The organism is Streptomyces sp. 13-12-16, from assembly GCF_002114215.1.
In the GTDB taxonomy this organism is placed as follows: domain Bacteria; phylum Actinomycetota; class Actinomycetes; order Streptomycetales; family Streptomycetaceae; genus Streptomyces.
This window is the reverse complement of record NZ_NCTE01000579.1, coordinates 1-7872: the sequence shown is the minus strand read 5'-3', so window position 1 is coordinate 7872 and position 7872 is coordinate 1. Positions and strand designations below refer to the sequence as shown.

Annotated in this window: 7 protein-coding genes and 1 pseudogene; 6 read left to right on the top strand and 2 right to left on the bottom strand. The window is 72.1% G+C overall.

Annotated elements, in window-relative coordinates:
* A pseudogene (locus B7767_RS23175) lies at positions 1-207 on the bottom strand (hypothetical protein); the annotation flags it as partial.
* 214 nt (positions 208-421) lie between these two features.
* Here B7767_RS23175 and B7767_RS23170 point away from each other — a divergent pair.
* The 3 genes from B7767_RS23170 (at position 422) to hutH (ending at position 4107) form a co-directional block, all read left to right on the top strand.
* A complete protein-coding gene (locus B7767_RS23170; protein WP_085573890.1) occupies positions 422-1222 on the top strand; it encodes an enoyl-CoA hydratase/isomerase family protein in 801 nt (266 codons plus the stop codon).
* 67 nt (positions 1223-1289) lie between these two features.
* Positions 1290-2438, top strand: coding sequence for a GGDEF domain-containing protein (locus B7767_RS23165; RefSeq protein WP_085573889.1), 1149 nt, complete (start codon positions 1290-1292; stop codon positions 2436-2438).
* Between the two features lie 130 nt (positions 2439-2568).
* Positions 2569-4107: a histidine ammonia-lyase gene (hutH, locus tag B7767_RS23160; protein ID WP_085573888.1), complete on the top strand. Its 1539-nt coding sequence runs from the start codon at positions 2569-2571 to the stop codon at positions 4105-4107.
* Positions 4108-4149: 42 nt separating this feature from the next.
* Here hutH and B7767_RS23155 read toward each other — a convergent pair whose 3' ends face one another.
* The gene (locus B7767_RS23155) at positions 4150-4464 is read right to left on the bottom strand and encodes an LPXTG cell wall anchor domain-containing protein (RefSeq protein WP_179167250.1); all 315 of its coding nucleotides are present in this window, start codon (positions 4462-4464) and stop codon (positions 4150-4152) included.
* Positions 4465-4573: 109 nt separating this feature from the next.
* Between B7767_RS23155 and B7767_RS23150 the strand changes: the two genes are divergently transcribed.
* The 3 genes from B7767_RS23150 to B7767_RS23140 form a co-directional block, all read left to right on the top strand.
* Positions 4574-4930, top strand: coding sequence for a hypothetical protein (locus B7767_RS23150; protein WP_085573886.1), 357 nt, complete (start codon positions 4574-4576; stop codon positions 4928-4930).
* A gap of 240 nt (positions 4931-5170) precedes the next feature.
* Positions 5171-6421, top strand: a complete 1251-nt coding sequence (locus tag B7767_RS23145) for an Ig-like domain-containing protein (protein ID WP_085573885.1) — start codon at positions 5171-5173, stop codon at positions 6419-6421.
* 151 nt (positions 6422-6572) lie between these two features.
* Positions 6573-7872, top strand: a 1300-nt coding sequence (locus B7767_RS23140; protein ID WP_085573884.1) for an ABC transporter permease, incomplete at its 3' end; no start/stop codon positions are given.

The window sequence follows — 7872 nt, the reverse complement described above, 5'->3', positions numbered from 1 at the left end:
GTGAGGGGCGGGGCGCGGGCCCGCCTCCGTGCCGGTGCCCGTGCCGCCGCCCTGGGTGGTGGCCAGGCGGACCAGGGTCACGGCGCTCGCGGCCACGGCCAGGCCTCCCGCGGCCAGCAGGACCTTGCGGGGGCGGGGCTTGCGGTGGCGGCCCCGGGGGCGGGAGAAGTCTGCCGGTGGCTCTCCGGTCGGTGTGGTCGGTGTCATCGCGGTCCCCTCCCCTGCGTGCGCGCCCCGGCGCGCCGCGGTGTGCGCACGCTATGCACTCCCGTGCGGGGGCGGGCCGCAGTCGGGGCGATGTCACTCGAACGGGTGGCCGGGGGGTGACAAGGGAACCGGGCGTGCGCCCTTTTCCCCGGCGGGCATGGGCTGCGATGATCGGGACGAGCGAAAGTTAACCCGCGTTAACCGGAGGATGTCGATGAGTGAGGAACGGTTCGGGGAGTTCGTGCTGGTGCGCCGGCACGAGCGGGGGCATGTCGCGGAGCTCGTCCTCGACCGGCCGGGGGCCATGAACGCCGTGTCGACCGCGATGGCCCGTTCCATCGCCGGTGCCTGTGCGGCGCTGGGGGAGGACCGGAGCGTACGGGTGGTGGTGCTGAGCTCCTCGCACGAGCGGGCGTTCTGCGTGGGGGCCGATCTGAAGGAGCGCAATTCCTTCAGCGACGCCGATTTGGTGCGTCAGAGGCCCGTGGCGCGCGGGGCGTACACCGGGGTGCTCGAACTGCCCGTGCCGACGGTGGCGGCGGTGCACGGGTTCGCGCTCGGCGGCGGGTTCGAGCTGGCCCTGTCGTGCGACGTGATCGTCGCCGACCGTACGGCGGTCGTGGGGCTGCCCGAGGTGTCGGTCGGGGTGATCCCGGGCGGGGGCGGTACGCAGTTGCTGCCCCGGCGGGTGGGGGCGGCCAGAGCCGCCGAGCTGATCTTCACGGCGCGCCGGGTGGAGGCCGCCGAGGCCCGGGAGCTGGGGCTGGTCGACGAGCTGGTGGAAGAGGGGCGGGACCGGGAGGAGGCGCTCGCCATGGCGTCCCGGATCGCCGGGAACTCGCCGGTGGGGCTGCGGGCGGCCAAGCGGGCGCTGCGGCTCGGGCACGGGCTGGATCTGCCCGCCGGGCTGGAGGTCGAGGACGCCGCCTGGCGGTCGGTGGCGTTCTCGGGGGACCGGGCGGAAGGGGTCGCCGCCTTCAACGAGAAGCGCAGGCCGGAGTGGCCCGGGGAGTAGCACCCCGGTGGGCCCCGTTCGCTCCCTTGATGTCACGGTAGGTCCCGAATCTTCCTAACCTGGAGAGATGGGTGAGGAGAGCCGGCTGGCGGCCGTCGTGGCGCTGGCCCAGGGCATGGCCGCCGCGCACGGTTCGCGGGACGCCTGGCGGGCCGCGGCCGTCGGGGCCTGCCGGGCGCTGGGCGGGAGCTTCGCCGCCCTGTCGGTGTGGGAGCGGGGGCTCGGGCGGCTGCGGGTCCTGGTGAACGTCGGCGAGCTGGCCGGGGACGAGGAGGAGTTCCCGGAGGACGAGTCCTATCCGGTGCATCAGTTCGCCGAGATCACCGAGTTCCTGCACGAGCGGTGGGCGGGGGGCGGTGAGCCCGACGCGTGGGTGGAGACCGCCGAGGGGCCCTCGGCGGGGCGCGCCGGGTACCGCCATCAGCGGGTGGCCGCGCTCAGGCGGCGGGGGCGCGGGTGCTGTGTGGTCGCGCCGATCGTGCTGCACGGACGGGCCTGGGGCGAGCTGTACGTGGCCCGGCCGGCCGGTGCGCCCGTCTTCGGGCGGGGCGACGCCGACTTCGCGACGGTCCTGGCCGCCGTCGTGGCCGCCGGGATCGCGCAGACCGAGCGGCTGGAGGAGGTCCGGCGGCTGGCGTACACGGACTCGCTGACCGGGCTGGCCAACCGGCGTGCCGTGGACGCACGGCTCGACGAGGCCGTGGAGCGGCACCGGCGGGACGGGGCCGTCGTCAGCCTCGTGGTGTGCGATGTGAACGGGCTGAAGCGGGTCAACGACACGCTGGGGCATGCCGTGGGGGACCGGCTGCTGGAGCGGTTCGGGACCGTGCTGTCGCTGTGCGGGGCCATGCTGCCGGGGGCCCTGGCGGCTCGGCTCGGCGGGGACGAGTTCTGTCTGCTGGTGGTGGGGCCGCCGGCCGACGAGGTCGTCAAGGCGGCCGACGAGGTGTGCCGGCGGGCCGTGGAGCTGGGGATCGGGGACGGTGTCGCCTGCGGGGTGGCGTCCACCGAGGATCCCGTCGGGCCGGTGCGCTCCGCCCGGCGGCTGTTCCGGCTGGCCGACGCGGCGCAGTACCGGGCCAAGGCCGAGCGCGCCGCGCATCCCGTCGTGGCCGGACGGGAGGGTCCGGACGACCCCGTCGTGCGGCTGGCGGACGAGCCGTCGCGGGCGGCGGACGGGGAGCGGCGCCGGTTCCGGGGGCGGCACTCGCCGTAGCGCGTGGTCTGTCGGTGAGGCGTGTGCCCCCGTCGGCGTGAGCTGTCGCACGTGACCTGTCGGTAAGGGGTGGGGCCGGAGTCCGGTGGTGACATCATTGAATTCAGTGCGTACGCTCCTGAATATGGATATGCACACTGTGGTGGTGGGGACCTCCGGCGTGACCGCGTCCGACGTGCTCGCCGTGGCGCGCGGCGGTGCCCGCGTCGAACTGTCCGCGGAGGCGGTGGCCGCCCTCACGGCGTCCCGCGAGATCGTGGACGCCCTGGCCGCCAAGCCGGACCCCGTGTACGGGGTGAGCACCGGCTTCGGCGCCCTGGCGACCCGGCACATCAGCCCCGAGCTCCGTGCCCGGTTGCAGCGCAACATCGTCCGCTCGCACGCCGCCGGCATGGGGCCGCGCGTGGAGCGGGAGGTCGTCCGGGCGCTGATGTTCCTGCGGCTGAAGACCGTCTGCTCCGGACGCACCGGTGTCCGGCCCGAGGTCGCGCAGACGATGGCCGACGTGCTGAACGCCGGGATCACCCCGGTCGTGCACGAGTACGGCTCCCTCGGCTGCTCCGGCGACCTCGCCCCGCTCTCCCACTGCGCCCTCGCGCTGATGGGCGAGGGGGAGGCGGAGGGTCCCGACGGCAGCGTGCGGCCGGCCGGTGAACTGCTCGCCGAGCACGGCATCCAGCCCGTCGAACTGCGCGAGAAGGAAGGGCTCGCCCTCCTCAACGGCACCGACGGCATGCTCGGCATGCTGGTCATGGCCCTCGCCGACCTGGACCTCCTGTACAAGTCCGCCGACGTCACGGCCGCCCTGAGCCTGGAGGCGCTGCTCGGCACCGACAAGGTGCTCGCCCCCGAGCTGCACGCCATCCGCCCGCACCCCGGTCAGGCCGCCAGCGCCGCCAACATGCTGGCCGTACTGAAGGGTTCGGGGCTGACGGGGCATCACCAGGACGACGCGCCCCGGGTCCAGGACGCCTACTCGGTGCGCTGCGCCCCGCAGGTCGCCGGCGCCGGACGGGACACCCTGGCGCACGCCCGGCTGGTCGCCGAGCGTGAACTCGCGTCGGCTGTGGACAATCCGGTCGTGCTGCCGGACGGCAGGGTCGAGTCCAACGGCAACTTCCACGGGGCGCCGGTCGCCTACGTGCTGGACTTCCTCGCCATCGCCGTCGCCGACCTGGCCTCCATCGCCGAGCGCCGCACCGACCGGCTGCTGGACAAGAACCGCAGCCACGGGCTGCCGCCCTTCCTCGCCGACGACGCCGGCGTGGACTCCGGGCTGATGATCGCCCAGTACACACAGGCCGCCCTGGTCAGCGAGCTGAAGCGGCTCGCCGTACCGGCGTCGGCGGACTCGATCCCGTCCTCGGCGATGCAGGAGGACCACGTCTCGATGGGCTGGTCGGCCGCACGCAAACTGCGTACCGCCGTCGACAACCTCACCCGGGTCGTCGCCGTGGAGCTGTACGCCGCCACGCGGGCCGTCGAACTGCGCGAAGGGCTGACGCCCGCGCCGGCGACGCGAGCCGTCATCGAGGCCGTCCGGGAGGCGGGGGTCGGCGGCCCCGGACCGGACCGCTATCTGGCGCCCGACCTCGAAGCGGCCGGCCTGTTCGTGCGTGACGGGCGGCTGGTCGCCGCCGTGGAGACGGTCACCGGGCCGCTGCGCTGACCCGGCCGGGCCCCGCGGGATGTGCCGTCGCGGGGCCCCCGGTCAGAAGTCCAGCCGTTCCCGGCGTACCGAATAGACGACGAAGCCGGCGCCGAGGGCGAGCGAGGCCGTGCCGCCGATGATGTACGGGGTGCTGTCGAAGCTGCCGGTGTCCGCGAGGCGGACGTCCTCGCCCGTGCTCTCGACGGACGTCGACACGACTCTCGCCTGCTGTGTGACCTGCGGAGACGGGCTCGCCGAGACCGTGTCGGCCACCGGTGTGTTCGAGGTCGCGTTCGCGGACGGGACGAACCACAGGGCGCACAGCAGGGTGCCCGCGGCGGTGGCGGTCAGCAACGGACGGAGCGCGGAAGACACGGAATATCGATCCCCTTGTGGCGCTGGCGAATTGGCCGTGTGGGCAGATGTTAGTGAAAGTCGCGGGTCACAGGAAAGTCACGGGGGTCGGGGGCCGTACGCTCCGGGCATGAGCACCCCAGAGACATCACGGTTTGTGCGGCTTCGCGTGGAACTCGTCCTCGAAATCGACGACGAGGACGCGGTGACCGGGGCCGCGCTGCGCAGGATCGCGGACGACGACGGCATGCCGGACGAGGAACGGGTACACGCCGAGAGCGCCGTGGCGGAGGACACCGCGGAGGCCCTCGCCCAACTCGTCGACCCGTTCGCCCTGCTCGGCGAAGTGCCGGGCGTGGAGCTGCTCCAGGCCTCCTGGAGCGGCGAGGAGATCGACTACGACCCCGACTCGCCGGAGTGGGACCTCGACGAGGACGATGACGACGAGCCCTACGACGACGAGGACGGGGAGGGCCGGGTCGGCTGAGGCGTTTTGGGGAAATCGTGACCCCGGGCGGCAACCGCCACCGGGGCCCTGACGTCTCAAGCGGCGGAGCACCGACCGGAAACCCCCACCGTCCGCCCGGCGGACGTGGCGAGCCCCACACCCGCGGGCCGTGGGGAACGGGAGCACCCGGTCGTAGCGTTGAAGGTTGTGGACGAGCTCCCTCGTCTTCGCGGCGAGGCCTCGTGGGGTTGGGATTCGGCAACGATGGAGAAGCGTGTGATGACGGACGGTAAGCGGCGCAGGGGTCTGGCGGCCGCGTCCGCTCTGCTCGGCGGAGTGCTGGTGCTCTCGGCGTGTTCCGGCGGTGACGACGGTGCCTCGGGCGGCGGCGACAAGGGCGGCTCACAGGCCCAGGTCGACGAGGCGGCGGCGAAGAAGTCCTCCGAGGCGCAGATCAAGATCACGCCCAAGGACGGCTCCAACAACGCCTCCATCAACAACTCCGCCGCCGTGACCGTGGCCAAGGGCACGCTCACCGAGGTGAAGATGACCACCGCCGACGGCACCGCCGTCGCCGGTGAGATATCCGCCGACAAGAAGAGCTGGAAGCCCAGCGCCCAGCTCGAGCGCGCCACCACCTACAAGCTGTCGGCCACCGCAGAGGACTCCGAGGGCCGCGCCGCCCACGAGAACGCCTCGTTCACCACGGTCGCCCCGGACAACAGCTTCATCGGCACCTTCACCCCGGACGACGGCACCACCGTCGGCGTCGGCATGCCGGTGTCGATCAACTTCGACAAGGCCATCACCAACAAGGCCGAGGTGCAGAAGGGCGTCACCGTCACCAGCAGCAGCGGCCAGGAGGTCGTCTGCCACTGGTTCAACGCCAACCGCATGGACTGCCGGCCCGACGAGTACTGGCAGGAGAACTCCACCGTCACGCTGAAGCTGGCGCTCGACGGAGTCGAGGGCGCCGAGGGCGTCTACGGCGTCCAGCAGAAGACGGTCACCTTCAAGATCGGCCGCAACCAGGTGACGTACGTCGACGCCAAGACCAAGCAGATGAAGGTCACGCAGGACGGCAAGACCGTCCGCACCATCCCGATCTCCGCCGGGGCGCCCGAGAACAAGACGTACGAGGGTCAGATGGTGATCTCCGAGAAGTTCAAGGAGACCCGGATGAACGGCGCGACGGTCGGCTTCACCGACGACGACGGCAAGGGCGAGTACGACATCAAGGACGTGCCGCACGCCATGCGTCTGAGCACCTCCGGCACCTTCATCCACGGCAACTACTGGGGCGCCAAGTCCATCTTCGGCAGCGTCAACACCAGCCACGGCTGCGTGGGCCTGTCCGACACCAAGGGCGCGAACGACCCGAGCACCCCGGGTGCCTGGTTCTACGACAACTCGATCATCGGTGACGTGGTCGTCGTCCAGAACACCGGCGACAAGACCATCGCCCCGGACAACGGCCTCAACGGCTGGAACATGAGCTGGGAGCAGTGGAAGGCGGGCTCGGCGGTCTGACGCCGGCCGCGTACGCGGCGCCCCCTCCCACCACCTGACCGATGCCGCCGTCCGCCCCTCACGGGGAGCGGGCGGCGGCATCGGTCTTCTTCTCATGGGGCTCTTATGGAGCGCTTATCGCTTCATCACCCGCCGTCCCTAGCTTGCCGCCATGTTCTTCACCTACCTGAGGCGCGAGCTGCGCCGCCGCAGAAAGGCGGCCCTCGTCGTCGCCTCCGGGCTCGCGCTCGGCATCGCGCTGGTCATCGTGGTCAACTCCGTTTCCTCCGGCATGAGCAAGGCGCAGGAGAAGGTCCTGCAGTCCCTGTACGGGCTCGGCACGGACATGACGGTCACCAAGGCCGCGGAGGCCCAGGCCACCGGCGAACGCCCCCGGTTCCAGTTCGACGCCCAGGACGACGGCTCCGGCGAGGAGCAGAGCAGCGACCGCGTCATGGTTCAGGGCTTCCAGACCCTGGCGAGCTCCACCGTGACCGAGGTCGGCGAGCAGGACGGCGTCGCCGACGCGGTGGGCGGGCTGAGCCTCCAGGTCATGAAGGTGAGCGGCGAGTTCACCCGGGGTCAGTTCCAGCAGGACGGCCAGGGCGGTGAGGGCGGCCAGGGCGGCGGTCCCGGTGGCGGCCAGTCCTCCCCGCAGGGCCGGGTCGAGGGCGGCGGCGCCAACTTCGACGTCAACAGCTACTCCGTCTACGGCACCGACGTCACCGAGCCCGCCCTCGGCCCGCTGACCTCCTCCGAGATCACGGACGGACGCACCTTCAAGACGACCGAGACCGACGCGAAGGTCGCCGTCGCCGACTCCGCCTACGCCAAGGAGAAGGAGCTCGAGACCGGCGACACCGTCACCGTCAAGGGCACCGAGTACAAGGTCATCGGCATCGCCACCGCCACCAGCGGGGACGCCGCGGCCAACCTCTACCTGCCGCTGAAGCAGGCGCAGACCCTCGCTGACGCCGAGGACAAGGTCACCACGATCTACGTCCAGGCGACCGACTCCCAGCAGATCGACAGCGTCAAGTCCGGGATCCAGAAGAACATTTCCGGTACGACCGTCACGACCTCCGCCGACCTCGCGGACACCGTCTCCGGTTCCCTGTCCACCGCCTCCTCGCTCGCCGCCGGCGTCGGCAAGTGGCTGTCGATCGTGGTGCTCGTGGCCGCGTTCCTCGTCGCCGGCCTGCTCACCTCCTCCGCCGTCTCCCGCCGGGTGCGCGAGTTCGGCACCCTCAAGGCGCTGGGCTGGAAGTCCGGCCGGGTGACCCGGCAGGTGGTCGGCGAGTCCATGGTCCAGGGCCTGATCGGCGGCGCCCTCGGCATCGCGCTCGGCCTGGCGGGCGCGTACGCCGTCACCGCCGTCAGCCCCACCCTGCAGGCCCAGCTCGGCGGTGGCGCCGGCGGCATGGGCGGACCCGGCGGTGGCGGCGGCATGGGCGGCCCCGGACGGCAGAGCG

Excerpts from the sequence above, each read along its gene's own strand:
- B7767_RS23170 (WP_085573890.1), top strand. The coding sequence starts at position 422 with ATGAGTGAGGAACGGTTCGGGGAGTTCGTGCTGGTGCGCCGGCACGAG.
- hutH (WP_085573888.1), top strand. The coding sequence starts at position 2,569 with ATGCACACTGTGGTGGTGGGGACCTCCGGCGTGACCGCGTCCGACGTG.
- B7767_RS23165 (WP_085573889.1), top strand. The coding sequence starts at position 1,290 with ATGGGTGAGGAGAGCCGGCTGGCGGCCGTCGTGGCGCTGGCCCAGGGC.
- B7767_RS23145 (WP_085573885.1), top strand. The coding sequence starts at position 5,171 with ATGACGGACGGTAAGCGGCGCAGGGGTCTGGCGGCCGCGTCCGCTCTG.
- B7767_RS23150 (WP_085573886.1), top strand. The coding sequence starts at position 4,574 with ATGAGCACCCCAGAGACATCACGGTTTGTGCGGCTTCGCGTGGAACTC.